The sequence below is a fragment of the Bacillus sp. LM 4-2 genome (genome assembly GCF_000978495.1).
In the GTDB taxonomy this organism is placed as follows: Bacteria; Bacillota; Bacilli; order Bacillales; family Bacillaceae; genus Bacillus; species Bacillus subtilis.
The window spans coordinates 2,720,161-2,735,105 of the sequence record NZ_CP011101.1 but is presented as its reverse complement, the minus strand read 5'-3'; the positions used below and the strand labels follow the sequence as shown (position 1 = coordinate 2,735,105).

Sequence of the window (14,945 nt, the reverse complement as noted above, 5' to 3'; positions counted from 1 at the left end):
CATAAGAATTTTAAAATCTGTTCACATTTTGTGAAAGAAACTATGTTATAATTATTATAAATAATGAGTTCTATGTTAGAATGATTATAAATTAAGATTGGGTGTTGGGGGTGTAATTAGAGCGATGCATATACTTGTTGTGGGAGTAGATTATAAATCCGCCCCTATTGAGATACGTGAAAAAGTAAGTTTTCAGCCGAATGAGCTGGCAGAAGCAATGGTGCAGCTGAAAGAAGAGAAAAGCATTCTTGAAAACATCATTGTCTCAACCTGCAACCGCACTGAAATTTATGCGGTAGTCGACCAGCTCCATACCGGCCGTTATTATATAAAAAAGTTTTTAGCTGATTGGTTTCAATTAAGCAAAGAAGAGCTGTCACCGTTCTTAACGTTTTATGAGAGCGATGCCGCTGTTGAGCATTTATTCCGTGTAGCCTGCGGACTTGACTCTATGGTGATTGGCGAAACGCAGATTCTCGGACAGGTACGCGACAGCTTTAAAACAGCTCAGCAAGAAAAAACGATCGGGACTATTTTTAATGAGCTGTTTAAGCAGGCAGTTACAGTGGGCAAACGGACTCACGCCGAAACAGACATTGGCTCAAATGCGGTGTCAGTAAGCTATGCTGCAGTTGAACTTGCCAAAAAAATCTTCGGAAATCTTTCAAGCAAGCACATATTGATTCTCGGTGCGGGAAAAATGGGCGAGCTTGCTGCGGAAAACCTGCACGGACAGGGAATCGGCAAGGTCACTGTCATTAACCGAACATACTTGAAAGCGAAGGAGCTTGCAGACCGTTTTTCAGGTGAAGCGAGAAGCTTGAATCAGCTTGAAAGCGCGCTTGCGGAGGCTGATATTTTAATCAGTTCAACCGGTGCAAGTGAATTTGTCGTGTCCAAAGAGATGATGGAAAACGCGAATAAGCTTCGCAAGGGACGTCCGCTGTTTATGGTCGACATTGCCGTGCCTAGAGATCTTGATCCGGCGCTGAATGATCTTGAAGGTGTTTTTCTTTATGATATCGACGATCTGGAAGGCATTGTAGAAGCGAACATGAAAGAGCGGAGAGAAACAGCTGAAAAAGTTGAACTGTTAATTGAAGAAACCATTGTGGAATTTAAACAATGGATGAATACACTTGGTGTTGTGCCGGTTATTTCTGCATTGCGCGAAAAGGCGCTTGCTATCCAGTCAGAAACGATGGACAGCATTGAGCGTAAGCTGCCTCACTTAAGCACAAGAGAGAAAAAACTGTTGAACAAACACACCAAAAGTATTATTAACCAAATGCTTCGTGATCCGATTTTAAAGGTGAAAGAGCTTGCGGCAGATGCTGATTCGGAAGAAAAGCTCGCGTTGTTTATGCAGATTTTTGATATTGAAGAAGCTGCGGGCCGTCAAATGATGAAAACCGTTGAAAGCAGCCAAAAGGTCCACTCTTTTAAGAAGGCTGAATCAAAAGCGGGCTTTAGCCCACTTGTAAGTGAGTGAAAGCTGAATGATTGATACTGCAATGGCAAGACTTAATGAGGGGACAATCGTCATTTACGCGTTAAGTGTACTCTTTTATTTTATAGATTTTCTTCAACACAACCGGAAGGCTGGAAAAATGGCCTTCTGGTTGCTTTCTATTGTCTGGACTCTGCAAACCGTGTATTTGGCCTATTTTATGTGGGTGACGGGGCGGTTTCCGGTATTAAATGTGACAGAGGCGCTTTATTTTTATGCCTGGGTGCTTGTCACGCTGTCACTTGTACTGACAAAGCTTTTACGTGTTGACTTTATCGTGTTTTTTACAAATGTTATAGGATTTTCTATGATCGCCATTCACACATTTTCACCGACAGAGCAGCAGTCAGCTGCTTTTTCCGGGCAGCTTGTATCCGAGCTTTTGGTGATTCATATTACAATGGCGATTCTTTCATACGGCGCTTTTTCCCTTTCTTTCGTTTTTTCTGTGCTATATATGTTTCAATATCATCTGCTGAAAAAGAAAAAGTGGGGAAAATGGCTGTTGAGAATAGAAGATTTATCTAAGCTTGATTATATGGCGTATGTTTTAAATGTCATTGGGGTTCCGATGCTGCTGCTGAGTTTGATTCTCGGCGTCATTTGGGCATATGTCTCACTAGAAACGCTGTATTGGTTTGACGCCAAAGTGCTTGGTTCGTTTGTCGTCCTGCTGCTGTACAGCTATTATCTTTATATCAGGCTGATTAAAGAGCTGCAAGGAAAGGTCGCTGCACTGTGGAATACGGCTTGTTTTCTGGTGCTGATGATCAATTATTTCCTGCTTGGAAGCCTGTCGCAATTCCATTGGTTCAGTTAAACGATGTCCCAAGCAGATTCGGGAGGAAAGAAATGATGAGAACGATTAAAGTAGGTTCCAGACGGAGCAAACTCGCTATGACTCAAACAAAATGGGTTATTCAAAAACTGAAGGAAATCAATCCTTCGTTTGCTTTTGAAATTAAAGAGATCGTGACAAAGGGCGACCGGATTGTCGATGTTACACTCTCAAAAGTGGGTGGAAAAGGGCTGTTTGTCAAAGAAATTGAACAGGCGCTTTTAAACGAAGAGATTGATATGGCAGTGCACAGCATGAAGGACATGCCTGCTGTTTTGCCTGAAGGCCTTGTGATCGGCTGTATTCCTGAACGGGAGGACCCGCGTGATGCCCTTATTTCAAAGAATCGCGTAAAGCTTTCAGAAATGAAGGAAGGTGCTGTCATTGGCACAAGCAGTTTAAGAAGAAGCGCGCAGCTTTTGATTGAGCGCCCTGACCTTACAATTAAATGGATTAGAGGTAATATAGATACAAGACTTCAAAAGCTGGAAACAGAGGATTATGACGCGATTATTTTAGCGGCTGCCGGCCTTTCCAGAATGGGGTGGAAACAAGATGTCGTAACCGAATTCCTTGAGCCTGAGCGCTGTTTGCCTGCTGTGGGGCAGGGAGCCCTGGCGATTGAGTGCCGAGAATCGGATGAAGAGCTGTTGGCGTTGTTTTCTCAGTTTACAGATGAATATACAAAACGGACTGTCTTAGCAGAACGTGCTTTTTTAAACGCGATGGAGGGCGGCTGCCAGGTTCCGATCGCGGGCTACTCCGTGTTAAATGGACAGGCTGAAATTGAAATGACAGGTCTTGTCGCTTCACCTGACGGCAAAATCATTTTTAAAGAAACCGTCACCGGAAACGATCCGGAGGAAGTAGGAAAGCGCTGTGCCGCTCTTATGGCTGACAAAGGAGCAAAAGATTTAATTGATCGTGTAAAACGGGAGCTTGATGAGGATGGAAAATGATTTTCCGTTGAAAGGAAAAACAGTGCTTGTCACCCGGAATAAGGCACAAGCAACATCATTTCAGCAAAAAGTGGAGGCGCTTGGCGGTAAAGCGGTTTTAACCTCTTTGATTACGTTTCGCCGCGCTTTGCCGAATGATGTTGCGGAACAGGTAAGGGAGGATCTAACCGCGCCAGGCTGGCTTGTTTTTACAAGTGTGAACGGGGCAGACTTCTTTTTTTCTTATCTGAAGGAAAATCAGCTTATTCTCCCTGCGCATAAAAAAATTGCAGCCGTCGGTGAAAAAACCGCCCGCCGTTTAAAAACGCATAACGTATCGGTTGATGTGATGCCACAGGAGTATATTGCTGAACAATTGGCTGACGCTCTTAAGCAGCATGCTGAACCGGGGGAGCCCATTACCGTGATGAAAGGGAATTTGTCACGTGATGTGATAAAACAAGAGCTTGTCCCGCTCGGTTTTGAAGTAAAGGAATGGGTTCTCTACGAAACGATTCCGGATGAAGAAGGCATTGAGGCATTGAAAGACGCTGCGGGTCAATATTCCTTTGACTATGTAACATTTACGAGTTCATCAACCGTACATACGTTTATGCATGTCTTGGGAGAAGAATTAAAAAAGTGGAAGGCGAATGGGACGGCCTGTATCAGCATTGGGCCTTTAACAAATGATGCCCTTCTGACGTACGGCATCACATCGCATACGCCTGATACATTTACAATAGATGGCATGCTTGAGTTAATGTGCAGCATGTCAAGAGAGGAAGAGAGAATATGAGTCAATCATTTAATAGACACCGCCGCCTGCGGACATCAAAAGCAATGAGAGAAATGGTAAAGGAAACACGTTTGCATCCATCAGATTTTATATATCCGATTTTTGTCGTTGAAGGGCTGGAAGGCAAAAAAGCTGTTCCGTCAATGCCTGATGTTCACCATGTATCATTAGATTTATTGAAGGATGAAGTAGCGGAGCTGGTCAAACTGGGCATTCAATCTGTTATCGTGTTCGGCATCCCGGAAGAAAAAGATGATTGCGGAACACAAGCGTACCATGATCACGGAATTGTCCAAAAAGCCATCACAGAAATTAAAGAACACTTCCCTGAAATGGTTGTTGTCGCTGACACGTGCCTGTGCGAATATACAGACCACGGCCATTGCGGACTTGTCAAAGACGGAGTCATTCTCAATGATGAATCGCTGGAGCTTTTGGCGCAGACAGCTGTCAGCCAAGCGAAAGCAGGTGCGGATATCATTGCGCCATCAAACATGATGGACGGATTTGTTACAGTGATCAGAGAAGCACTTGATAAAGAAGGATTCGTCAATATTCCCATCATGTCTTACGCTGTTAAATATTCAAGTGAGTTTTACGGTCCGTTCCGTGATGCAGCAAACAGCACACCGCAATTCGGAGACCGCAAAACATATCAGATGGACCCTGCCAACCGTATGGAGGCACTCCGCGAAGCACAATCAGATGTTGAGGAAGGCGCGGACTTTTTGATTGTCAAACCTTCGCTTTCTTATATGGATATCATGCGTGACGTAAAAAATGAGTTTACTTTGCCGCTCGTCGCTTATAATGTAAGCGGAGAGTATTCAATGGTGAAGGCTGCAGCGCAGAACGGCTGGATCAAAGAAAAAGAAATTGTGTTGGAAATTTTGACAAGCATGAAGCGCGCGGGTGCCGACCTGATTATTACGTATCATGCGAAAGACGCAGCGAAATGGCTTGCGGAGTAATTTTATTCAGTTGACAGGAGTTGAGGCAGATGAGAAGCTATGAAAAATCAAAAACGGCTTTTAAAGAAGCGCAAAAACTCATGCCGGGCGGTGTGAACAGTCCCGTTCGCGCATTTAAATCGGTAGACATGGACCCGATTTTTATGGAGCGCGGAAAAGGCTCGAAAATCTTTGATATTGACGGGAATGAATATATTGACTACGTCTTGTCATGGGGGCCTTTAATTTTAGGGCATACAAATGACCGCGTCGTAGAAAGCCTCAAAAAAGTGGCTGAATACGGGACAAGCTTTGGTGCTCCGACTGAAGTAGAAAATGAACTGGCTAAGCTCGTCATTGATCGTGTGCCATCTGTAGAAATTGTACGAATGGTAAGCTCCGGAACAGAGGCTACAATGAGTGCCCTCCGTTTGGCAAGGGGCTATACGGGCCGCAACAAGATTTTAAAATTTGAGGGCTGCTACCACGGACACGGCGATTCTCTCTTGATTAAAGCTGGTTCAGGTGTTGCCACTCTCGGTCTGCCTGACAGCCCGGGGGTGCCTGAAGGCATTGCGAAAAACACCATCACCGTTCCGTACAATGATTTAGAAAGTGTAAAGCTTGCTTTCCAGCAATTCGGTGAAGACATTGCGGGAGTCATTGTAGAGCCAGTTGCCGGAAATATGGGTGTTGTTCCGCCGCAAGAAGGTTTCCTTCAGGGTCTGCGTGATATCACTGAGCAGTACGGCTCCCTGCTGATTTTTGATGAAGTGATGACTGGCTTCCGGGTCGATTATAACTGCGCTCAAGGCTACTTCGGCGTAACGCCTGATCTGACTTGTTTAGGAAAAGTAATCGGGGGCGGACTTCCTGTCGGCGCTTATGGCGGAAAGGCAGAAATCATGGAGCAGATCGCTCCAAGCGGTCCGATCTATCAAGCTGGTACATTGTCAGGCAACCCGCTTGCGATGACGGCTGGCTTAGAGACATTGAAACAGCTGACACCTGAATCCTACAAGAATTTCATCAAAAAAGGCGACAGACTGGAAGAAGGAATTTCAAAAGCCGCCGGGGCTCATGGCATTCCGCATACCTTTAACCGTGCAGGTTCGATGATCGGTTTCTTCTTTACAAACGAACCAGTCATCAATTATGAAACAGCGAAATCATCTGATTTGAAGCTGTTCGCAAGCTATTATAAAGGGATGGCAAATGAAGGGGTATTCCTTCCGCCATCACAATTCGAAGGTCTTTTCCTCTCAACGGCCCATACTGATGAAGATATTGAAAACACAATCCAGGCAGCTGAGAAAGTATTTGCTGAGATCAGCCGCAGATAAGAGTGAAAACCGGTATCAAGGACTCCTTGTGCCGGTTTTTTCGTGCTCTCCCACTCATATTTTCTCCAGTTCATACATACACCTTTAGTGACATCTAATTTTAAGGATTAGATGAAAGGAGGATATGAACTTGCCGCAAAATCATCGATTGCAATTTTCTGTAGAAGAATCGATCTGTTTCCAAAAAGGACAGGAAGTTTCTGAACTGCTTTCTATTTCATTAGATCCTGATATTAGGGTTCAGGAAGTAAATGATTATGTATCAATCATAGGATCGCTTGAACTTACAGGTGAGTACAACATAGATCAAAACAAACATACCGAAGAGATTTATACAGATAAGCGGTTTGTTGAACAAGTCAGAAAGAGAGAGGATGGAAGTGCGGAACTGACTCACTGTTTTCCTGTGGATATTACCATTCCGAAAAATAAAGTGAGCCATTTACAGGATGTCTTCGTCTTTATTGACGCATTTGACTATCAATTGACGGATTCGCGCATTTTAACAATTCAAGCTGATTTAGCGATCGAAGGGCTTTTGGACGATACGCAAGACAAAGAGCCGGAGATACCTTTATATGAAGCTCCTGCGGCATTCAGGGAGGAAGAGCTTTCAGAGCCGCCGGCACATAGTGTAGTAGAAGAACCGGGTGCATCATCGGCAGAGGAAGCAGTTCTTCAGCATGAACCGCCAGCCGAACCGCCAGAACTTTTTATCTCGAAAGCGGGGCTCCGTGAAGAACTGGAGACAGAAAAAGCAGAATCTGAGCCGCCTGAATCGGTTGCTTCAGAACCAGAGGCCAGAGAAGATGTGAAAGAGGAAGAAGAGTCAGAAGAGCTTGCTGTGCCGGAAACGGAGGTTCGTGCTGAATCGGAAACAGAAGAATCTGAGCCAGAACCTGATCCTTCAGAAATAGAGATTCAAGAGATCGTTAAAGCAAAAAAAGAAACGGCAGAGCCGGCAGCTGCAATAGCGGATGTTCGTGAAGAAGCAGACTCTCCAGCGGAGACTGAGCTTCGTGAACACGTTGGAGCAGAAGAATCGCCTGCTTTGGAAGCTGAGCTTCATTCAGAGACTGTGATTGCAGAGGAAAAAGCGGAAACAACAGTGTCTCCTAATCATGAATATGCGCTGCGCCAAGAGGCTCAAAATGAAGAAGCAGCTCAATCGGATCAGGCTGATCCTGCGCTTTGCCAAGAAGAGGCGGAACCGGATGAAGCTTTGGAGAGTGTATCAGAGGCCGCTCTCTCCATAGAAGATAGCAGAGAAACAGCTTCAGCTGTATATATGGAGAATGACAATGCCGATTTACATTTCCATTTCAATCAAAAAACAAGCTCGGAGGAGGCATCTCAAGAAGAATTGCCTGAACCGGCATACCGTACCTTCCTGCCTGAACAAGAAGAGGAGGATTCTTTTTATTCAGCGCCTAAGCTGCTGGAGGAGGAAGAACAAGAGGAAGAGAGCTTCGAAATTGAAGTGAGAAAAACACCATCAGCTGAAGAGCCTAAGGAAGAAACACCTTTTCAATCCTTCCAGATGCCTGAATCTTCTGAGACTGAAAGGAAGGAAACGGATGCTGTTCCTAGGGTTGCTCCTGCTCCTGAAACGAAGGAACCTCAAACAAAGGAAAGTGATAATTCTCTTTATTTAACAAAACTCTTTACAAAAGAAGCGGATGAGTTTTCGAGAATGAAAATTTGTATTGTGCAGCAGGAAGATACGATCGAGCGTTTATGCGAACGGTATGAAATTACATCCCAGCAGCTGATCAGGATGAATTCTTTAGCCTTGGATGATGAATTAAAAGCAGGACAGATTCTCTATATTCCTCAATATAAAAATAGCCATGCGTAAACCGTAAGCGATCGGAAAATGTGGTGAATGAAATGGAAGATACCCAATCGGTTCTTCAGGAATACGGACTGACTGCTCAATTTATTGAGCCTGTCAGTCCTCTTGTTTGGAAAGTGTATACAGACTACGGCATATTTGCCCTGAAAAAATTGAAAGAGGGGCGCGGCAAGCATTTTACAGATCATATGGTGGCGATTGAGGAAAAAGGCTATCGTTCATTCGTTCCCGTTTACAGAACAAATAGCGGTGAGTTTTTCTCAGCAGGCATACAATACGGAGATACCTACTATTTAATGCCTTGGCTCCAATTTGACCAAGAGGAAGAACGGGATCAGAAACATGCTTATTTATTTAGAGAAACAGCCCGTCTTCACGAGAGAACCGCGCAGGAACTAAAGGTTAGACGTGATGAGATTGAACGTTATTACGGGCAAACGAAAAAAAAGTGGGAACAAGATAAAATTTTCTATGAGCAGTTTGTGGATAGAGCGGAGAAGGAGTGGTACCTTTCTCCTTTTGAACTCCAGGCCATAACCTATTTTTCAGAAACCATTTCCGCGGTGAACTTTGCGCTGGAACGGCTGGAGGACTGGTATGAGTCGGCAAAGGAAAAGGACGTTTCAAGGGTTGTAATGAACCACGGCAGCCTGTCTATACACCATTTTCTGTATAATGATGCTGGGACCGGATATTTTACAAACTTCGAAAGAGCATCTGTCGGTCCGCCGCAAAACGACCTGCTCGGCTTTTATACAAAAATGTTCAGAGGCTTTCCGAAAGCTTGTCCGGAATGCGTCGAATGGTTTTATGGATATACGAAATCATTCCCTTTGCGTGAAGCGGAAGTCAGCCTTTTTCTCAGCTATATGGCATATCCGGCAGCCATGTACAAGGTGCTGAACGGTTATCAAACTGGGAAAAGACAGCATGAAAAAGAGGAATGTACACAATTATTAAAGGCTTATTGGCAAATGAAAAATATAGAGCCGTTTGTGATGAAAATTCATCAGATTGAACAAGAGAAAAAATTTCAGGCTGAAAACGAGTCCACGTCTTAATGGCGCGGACTTGTTTGTTTATATCCATTCTAAATGAAGGGCGCAAGCTAAAAAGATTAGGATTGCGAGCAGCAAAACATCAAAGGTTGTCGGAAAGAAAATGGTTCTGATTCCTTGAAAAATCGTAATGGGAATAATCACTTGTGCGGATACAAGCCGAATTTGCCTTACCCATGGCGGCAGCGAATAAGAGCTGAAACGTTTCTTCACGGTGCATCCTCCTCTACGCATTTACAAGCATCATATGTAAACTTGGGCAATAGGTGCCTGCCCATCTGTATAGAAAGCGGTGTTTTTGGAAAAGATGATTGACGAATCAAAAACACTTTTACTATAATAAAGAACATAAATAATGTATACAATGAGCTGATAAATACACCTGCTTAGAACGGGAAGAGTACAAAAAAGGCGCATGCAGAGAGAGAAGCCGTTTGCTGAAAGGCTTCTTATGTTGTCTGATTGGAAGGTCGCCCGGGAGCATAATTTCTTGAAAGAAGAGTAGAGAAATTCGGGAAACACCCGTTATCCGTTATAAGTGCATGAACTGATAGAGTTCATGAAAAAAGGTGGTACCGCGAAAGAGCTTTTCGTCCTTTTACAGGGATGAAGAGCTCTTTTTTCGTTCTCAGCCATTTTTAAACATGCTGGAGGGTTATGATGGAAACGAATGAACAAACAATGCCGACGAAATATGATCCGGCAGCGGTTGAAAAAGACCGATATGATTTTTGGCTAAAAGGCAAATTTTTTGAAGCGGGCAGTGACCAGACAAAAGAGCCATACTCTGTTGTCATCCCGCCGCCAAACGTAACAGGAAGACTTCACCTTGGCCACGCATGGGACACAACGCTGCAAGACATTGTAACAAGAATGAAACGCATGCAGGGCTATGATGTGCTGTGGCTTCCTGGCATGGACCACGCCGGCATCGCGACACAGGCTAAAGTAGAGGCGAAACTTCGTGAAGAAGGCAAATCCCGCTACGATTTAGGCCGTGAAAAATTCCTCGAAGAAACGTGGAAGTGGAAGGAAGAATATGCTGACTTTATTCGCAGCCAGTGGGCGAAATTAGGTCTTGGCCTAGATTATTCCCGTGAACGTTTTACGCTGGATGAAGGCTTGAGCAAAGCGGTAAGAGAAGTATTCGTTAAGCTTTATGAAAAAGGCCTGATCTACAGAGGCGAATATATTATTAACTGGGACCCAGCGACAAAAACAGCCCTATCCGACATTGAGGTGATTTACAAGGATGTTCAAGGCGCGTTCTATCATATGAGCTATCCGCTTGCTGACGGTTCAGGCTCAATTGAAATTGCGACGACACGTCCTGAAACAATGCTCGGTGATACAGCTGTTGCCGTTCACCCTGAAGACGAGCGCTATAAACACCTTATCGGAAAAACGGTGATCCTGCCGATTGTAAATCGTGAAATTCCGATTGTCGGTGATGACTATGTTGATATGGAATTTGGTTCAGGTGCCGTGAAAATTACGCCTGCTCATGATCCGAACGACTTCGAGCTTGGCAACCGCCACAAATTAGAACGCATTCTTGTCATGAATGAAGATGGCACGATGAATGAAAATGCTCTGCAATATCAAGGCATGGATCGTTTTGAATGCCGCAAAAAGCTCGTGAAAGATTTACAGGAAGCGGGAGTTCTCTTCAAGATCGAGGATCATATGCACTCTGTCGGCCATAGTGAACGAAGCGGAGCTGTTGTGGAGCCTTATCTTTCTACACAATGGTTTGTGCGCATGCAGCCGCTTGCTGATGCAGCGATTGAGCTGCAAAAGAAAGAAGAAAAGGTCAACTTTGTGCCTGACCGTTTCGAAAAAACGTATTTACATTGGATGGAAAATATCCGCGACTGGTGTATCTCCCGTCAATTGTGGTGGGGCCATCGTATTCCTGCCTGGTACCATAAAGAAACAGGCGAGCTATATGTCGGGCTTGAAGCGCCGGAAGACAGCGAAAATTGGGAACAGGATACAGACGTACTGGATACATGGTTCAGTTCTGCGCTATGGCCTTTCTCCACAATGGGCTGGCCTGATGTAACGGCTGAAGACTTTAAACGCTACTATCCGACAGATGTTCTCGTGACAGGGTACGATATCATTTTCTTCTGGGTATCACGCATGATTTTCCAAGGCATTGAATTTACAGGCGAGCGCCCGTTCAAAGATGTTTTAATCCACGGCTTAATCCGTGACGAGCAAGGCCGGAAAATGAGTAAATCTCTTGGCAACGGTGTCGACCCGATGGATGTGATTGACAAGTACGGAGCCGATTCTCTACGTTATTTCCTTGCGACTGGAAGCTCTCCTGGCCAGGATCTGCGCTTCAGCTATGAAAAAGTGGAATCGACCTGGAATTTTGCCAATAAAATTTGGAACGCCTCCCGTTTTGCATTAATGAATATGGATGGCATGACGTACGATGAGCTTGATCTGTCAGGCGAAAAATCAGTCGCTGACAAGTGGATTTTAACGCGATTAAATGAAACGATCGAGCACGTGACCCAGCTTGCTGATCGATATGAATTTGGTGAAGTAGGACGCCATTTATATAACTTTATTTGGGATGATTTCTGTGATTGGTATATTGAAATGGCGAAGCTTCCACTTTATGGGGAAGACGAAGCGGCTAAGAAAACTACCCGTTCCATCCTTGCTTACGTACTTGATCAAACGATGCGTCTGCTCCATCCGTTTATGCCATTCTTAACGGAGGAAATTTGGCAGCACCTTCCTCACCAAGGGGAATCGATTACAGTAAGTCAATGGCCTGTAGTAGTGCCGGAGCATACCGATACTGAAGCGTCAGCTGACATGAAGCTTCTTGTTGAGCTGATCCGTTCTGTGCGCAATATCCGCAGTGAAGTCAATACGCCAATGAGCAAGCAGGTTGAACTGTACATTAAAACAAGCACAGACGAAATAGCAGCCCGCCTCGAAGCGAACCGTTCATATGTTGAACGCTTTACGAATCCGAGCGTGCTTAAAATCGGCACCGATATTGAGGCTGTTGATAAGGCGATGACGGCCGTTGTCTCAGGAGCAGAGGTTATTCTTCCGCTTGAAGGCTTAATCAATATTGATGAAGAAATTGCCCGTCTGCAAAAAGAATTTGATAAACTGACAAAAGAAGTTGAGCGTGTCCAAAAGAAACTTGGAAATGAAGGATTTATGAAAAAAGCGCCTGCACACGTAATTGATGAAGAACGTGAAAAAGAAAAAGATTATGTGGCGAAGCGTGACGCTGTTCAAAAACGAATGGCTGAGCTGAAGGGTTAATGAAAAGCCGGGGCGGTTTCTAGAGAAACCGCCTTGTCTTATAAAAGAGGGGATTATCATTGTTTACTGCATATCAAGATGCGCGCAGCTGGATTCACGGGAGGCTAAAATTCGGGGTGAAGCCCGGACTTGGTCGAATGAAACAGCTGATGGCGCGGTTAGGACATCCTGAAAAAAAAATCCGAGCGTTCCACGTCGCAGGAACAAACGGTAAAGGATCAACTGTCGCTTTTATCCGTTCTATGCTGCAGGAAGCCGGATATACGGTTGGAACATTTACATCGCCTTATATTATTACGTTTAATGAACGGATCAGCGTAAACGGGATACCGATTTCAGATGAGGAATGGACAGCACTCGTCAATCAAATGAAACCGCACGTTGAAGCCCTTGATCAAACGGAATACGGACAGCCGACAGAATTTGAAATTATGACGGCCTGTGCATTTTTATATTTTGCAGAATTTCATAAGGTCGATTTTGTTATTTTTGAAACAGGTCTGGGCGGTAGATTCGATTCTACTAATGTGGTTGAACCGCTCTTAACTGTGATTACAAGCATTGGACACGATCATATGAATATTTTGGGAAACACCATTGAAGAAATTGCAGGAGAAAAGGCCGGTATTATTAAAGAAGGTATTCCAATCGTTACAGCAGTTACCCAGCCGGAAGCTTTACAGGTCATCCGCCATGAAGCCGAACGGCATGCTGCGCCGTTCCAGTCATTGCATGATGCATGTGTTATTTTCAATGAAGAGGCTCTGCCTGCAGGAGAACAGTTTTCATTCAAAACGGAAGAGAAATGCTATGAAGATATTCGGACATCTCTGATTGGCACCCATCAAAGACAAAATGCTTCTTTGTCCATTTTGGCTGCGGAGTGGCTCAATAAGGAGAATATCGCCCATATCAGTGACGAAGCGTTAAGGAGCGGGCTTGTGAAGGCTGCTTGGCCGGGACGGTTAGAGCTTGTTCAGGAACATCCTCCGGTATATTTAGACGGTGCGCATAACGAAGAAGGTGTTGAAAAGCTGGCGGAAACGATGAAGCAGCGTTTCGCCAATTCACGCATTTCTGTGGTGTTTAGCGCGTTAAAGGACAAACCGTATCAGAACATGATTAAAAGACTGGAAACCATTGCTCATGCGATTCATTTTGCTTCTTTTGATTTCCCGCGTGCTTCTCTTGCAAAAGATCTCTATGATGCAAGTGAAATCAGCAATAAAAGCTGGAGTGAAGATCCAGACGATGTGATCAAATTCATAGAAAGCAAAAAGGGCTCAAATGAAATTGTGCTGATTACCGGATCTCTTTACTTTATTTCTGACATTCGAAAAAGGTTGAAATAAAAGCATCCGGCTCGGCAGAATCAAAAAAAAGATTCTGCCGTTTTTTTTATGTGTAAAATTGAATATTCCCAATTGGAGCTCAGGATGTCCATTTTGCTACAATCCATACCAGAACTCAATGAGTAAAGGTGTGTTGTCTATGCTATCCATTCTTTTTATCTTTGGGCTGATCCTTGGTTCTTTTTACTATACGGCCGGGTGCCGTATCCCCTTACATCTATCTATTATTGCGCCCCGTTCATCATGCCCGTTTTGCCGGCGGACATTAACTCCTGCAGAATTAATTCCCATCCTGTCATTCCTATTTCAAAAAGGTAAATGTAAAAGCTGCGGGCATAAGATTTCTTTTATGTATCCCACAGCAGAGCTTGTGACAGCGTGTTTATTTGCTGCCGCAGGAATACGCTTTGGCACATCGCTGGAACTGTTTCCCGCTGTGGTGTTTATCTCTCTTCTCATTATTGTTGCAGTGACAGATCTTCATTTTATGCTGATTCCAAATCGAATATTGATTTTCTTTCTTCCCTTTTTGGCGGCCGCGAGATTGATTTCTCCGCTTGATTCCTGGTATGCAGGCCTGCTAGGTGCGGCAGCCGGATTTCTATTTCTGGCTGTAATTGCCGCAATCACCCATGGTGGAGTAGGGGGAGGAGATATTAAATTATTTGCGGTGATTGGCTTTGTGCTTGGTGTGAAAATGCTGGCAGCTGCCTTTTTCTTTTCAGTTTTGATAGGTGCATTATATGGAGCGACAGCTGTTCTGACTGGTAGGCTCGCTAAAAGGCAGCCGCTTCCCTTCGCCCCCGCTATAGCCGCAGGGAGCATTTTAGCCTATTTATACGGTGACTCTATCATTTCTTTTTATATCAAAATGGCATTGGGCTGACTGCTGAAAAATTTGACGAACGTTTTTTGGACAAGGCGACAAAAGTCTTGTTCTTTTTTTCTTTGCCTGTGCTAAAGTGTGTAGCATGAAAAGCCGACAAGAACGGTCAAGCA

The 14,945-nt window shown here is 44.4% G+C and carries 12 protein-coding genes and 1 other annotated feature; of the genes, 11 read left to right on the top strand and 1 reads right to left on the bottom strand.

Annotated elements, in window-relative coordinates; all coding sequences use genetic code 11:
• The first annotated feature begins 124 nt into the window (after positions 1-124).
• From hemA to cotN, 8 genes are all read left to right on the top strand, one after another.
• Complete coding sequence (hemA, locus tag bslm_RS13640) at positions 125-1,492, top strand: glutamyl-tRNA reductase (RefSeq protein WP_004399038.1); 1,368 nt, start codon at positions 125-127, stop codon at positions 1,490-1,492.
• Between the two features lie 7 nt (positions 1,493-1,499).
• Positions 1,500-2,330: a cytochrome c biogenesis protein gene (locus tag bslm_RS13635; protein ID WP_003222575.1), complete on the top strand. Its 831-nt coding sequence runs from the start codon at positions 1,500-1,502 to the stop codon at positions 2,328-2,330.
• A gap of 32 nt (positions 2,331-2,362) precedes the next feature.
• The gene (gene hemC, locus bslm_RS13630; RefSeq protein WP_080481013.1) at positions 2,363-3,307 is read left to right on the top strand and encodes a hydroxymethylbilane synthase; all 945 of its coding nucleotides are present in this window, start codon (positions 2,363-2,365) and stop codon (positions 3,305-3,307) included.
• Complete coding sequence (gene hemD / locus bslm_RS13625; RefSeq protein WP_029727111.1) at positions 3,297-4,085, top strand: uroporphyrinogen-III synthase; 789 nt, start codon at positions 3,297-3,299, stop codon at positions 4,083-4,085. Before hemC ends, hemD begins: the two co-directional genes overlap by 11 nt.
• Positions 4,082-5,056, top strand: a complete 975-nt coding sequence (gene hemB / locus bslm_RS13620; protein ID WP_003229631.1) for a porphobilinogen synthase — start codon at positions 4,082-4,084, stop codon at positions 5,054-5,056. Before hemD ends, hemB begins: the two co-directional genes overlap by 4 nt.
• A 29-nt stretch (positions 5,057-5,085) precedes the next feature.
• Positions 5,086-6,378 carry a glutamate-1-semialdehyde 2,1-aminomutase gene (gene hemL / locus bslm_RS13615; protein ID WP_003229633.1) on the top strand — a complete coding sequence of 431 codons (1,293 nt, stop codon included), beginning with the start codon at positions 5,086-5,088 and terminating at the stop codon, positions 6,376-6,378.
• Positions 6,379-6,508: 130 nt separating this feature from the next.
• Positions 6,509-8,236 (top strand): spore coat morphogenetic protein SpoVID, encoded by a 1,728-nt coding sequence (gene spoVID / locus bslm_RS13610; protein ID WP_046381253.1) that lies wholly within the window; start codon positions 6,509-6,511, stop codon positions 8,234-8,236.
• Between the two features lie 32 nt (positions 8,237-8,268).
• Complete coding sequence (cotN, locus tag bslm_RS13605; RefSeq protein WP_046381252.1) at positions 8,269-9,294, top strand: spore coat protein CotN; 1,026 nt, start codon at positions 8,269-8,271, stop codon at positions 9,292-9,294.
• Positions 9,295-9,312: 18 nt separating this feature from the next.
• On the opposite strand, the gene bslm_RS13600 is transcribed toward cotN, so the two are convergent.
• Entirely contained in the window at positions 9,313-9,504 is a 192-nt protein-coding gene (locus bslm_RS13600; RefSeq protein WP_003222590.1) for a hypothetical protein, read from the bottom strand.
• Positions 9,505-9,669: 165 nt separating this feature from the next.
• Positions 9,670-9,892: a binding site (T-box leader), on the top strand.
• A 59-nt stretch (positions 9,893-9,951) separates the two neighbouring features.
• On the opposite strand from bslm_RS13600, the gene valS reads away from it, so the two are divergent.
• The 3 genes from valS (at position 9,952) to bslm_RS13585 (ending at position 14,832) form a co-directional block, all read left to right on the top strand.
• Positions 9,952-12,594, top strand: coding sequence for a valine--tRNA ligase (valS, locus tag bslm_RS13595; protein ID WP_046381251.1), 2,643 nt, complete (start codon positions 9,952-9,954; stop codon positions 12,592-12,594).
• A gap of 59 nt (positions 12,595-12,653) precedes the next feature.
• Positions 12,654-13,946 (top strand): bifunctional folylpolyglutamate synthase/dihydrofolate synthase, encoded by a 1,293-nt coding sequence (locus bslm_RS13590; protein ID WP_046381250.1) that lies wholly within the window; start codon positions 12,654-12,656, stop codon positions 13,944-13,946.
• A gap of 139 nt (positions 13,947-14,085) precedes the next feature.
• A complete protein-coding gene (locus bslm_RS13585; protein WP_069704049.1) occupies positions 14,086-14,832 on the top strand; it encodes a prepilin peptidase in 747 nt (248 codons plus the stop codon).
• The last annotated feature ends 113 nt before the right edge of the window (positions 14,833-14,945 follow it).

Bases quoted from the DNA above. Each gene is read 5' to 3' on its own strand.
- valS (WP_046381251.1), top strand. From the start codon at position 9,952: ATGGAAACGAATGAACAAACAATGCCGACGAAATATGATCCGGCAGCG.
- hemL (WP_003229633.1), top strand. From the start codon at position 5,086: ATGAGAAGCTATGAAAAATCAAAAACGGCTTTTAAAGAAGCGCAAAAA.
- hemD (WP_029727111.1), top strand. From the start codon at position 3,297: ATGGAAAATGATTTTCCGTTGAAAGGAAAAACAGTGCTTGTCACCCGG.
- bslm_RS13635 (WP_003222575.1), top strand. From the start codon at position 1,500: ATGATTGATACTGCAATGGCAAGACTTAATGAGGGGACAATCGTCATT.
- hemA (WP_004399038.1), top strand. From the start codon at position 125: ATGCATATACTTGTTGTGGGAGTAGATTATAAATCCGCCCCTATTGAG.
- hemB (WP_003229631.1), top strand. From the start codon at position 4,082: ATGAGTCAATCATTTAATAGACACCGCCGCCTGCGGACATCAAAAGCA.
- bslm_RS13585 (WP_069704049.1), top strand. From the start codon at position 14,086: ATGCTATCCATTCTTTTTATCTTTGGGCTGATCCTTGGTTCTTTTTAC.
- hemC (WP_080481013.1), top strand. From the start codon at position 2,363: ATGATGAGAACGATTAAAGTAGGTTCCAGACGGAGCAAACTCGCTATG.
- cotN (WP_046381252.1), top strand. From the start codon at position 8,269: ATGGAAGATACCCAATCGGTTCTTCAGGAATACGGACTGACTGCTCAA.